Raw genomic sequence first — 830 nt, forward strand, 5'->3', positions numbered from 1 at the left:
TCTCGTGAAGGGGACCTGCCTGTGAAGTACACAAAGCAAGCAATGAAGCGGCTGGCTCAACTGGTGATGCTCGCGAGCGCCGCTGCGGTGCAAGCGATCGCGCAAGCGCAGGTTCAGCCACCCATTGACCCATTCCACTACACGAAGACGGTGAGTACCACTTACCGCGCCGACGGCCTGGTGGACACCGAGAAGGTCGAGCCCGACGATCCCAAGCTGTGCGTGCTGACAACCTACGGCTACGACCCGGCGGGCAACCGCATCAGCACGCGGAAGGAGAACTGCCCGGGCGCAAGCGGTGAAGCGCTCTTCACAGCCCGTACGAGCACGACGACCTTTGCAACGCAGACAGTGACGATCGCCGGCCAGAGCATCAAGGTGCCTGCAGGCAGCCTGCCGAGTGAGCGCAGGAATGCGTTGCTGCACGGTGAGACGCAGACGGTGGACCCGCGCTTCGGCACGGTGCTGAGCAAGACCGGGCCGAACGGGCTGACCACGCGCTGGGAATATGACGACCTGGGTCGCGCGACGCGAGAGATTCGTGCCGACGGCACGCGAGCGATCACGGCCTACTGCTACATCGCGGGCCGCGTCGACACTGCCACGAACAGCCCGACGTGCCCGAGCCCCGGCGCGGCCGAGATCCCGGCCGATGCGGTGAAGTTCACGCACGCGGAGCCGCGCGATGCAAGCGGCTCGGAGGGCGTCAAGAACGGCCCGTTCACCCGCAAGTACATCGACCGCGCGGGCCGGGTGCTTCGCCAGATCACCGAGGCGTTCGACGGCGCCACGCAACCCGGCGGCACGAACCGCCTGATCGCGACCGACAC

The 830-nt window shown here is 66.6% G+C and carries 1 protein-coding gene; it reads left to right on the forward strand.

The window, feature by feature from the left end:
• Positions 1–21: 21 nt before the first annotated feature.
• The coding region (locus AC1D15_RS35100; RefSeq protein ID WP_477829715.1) for an RHS repeat domain-containing protein at positions 22–830 on the forward strand (809 nt) is incomplete at its 3' end.

It is taken from the genome of Rhizobacter sp. P2_H2 (assembly GCF_056403375.1).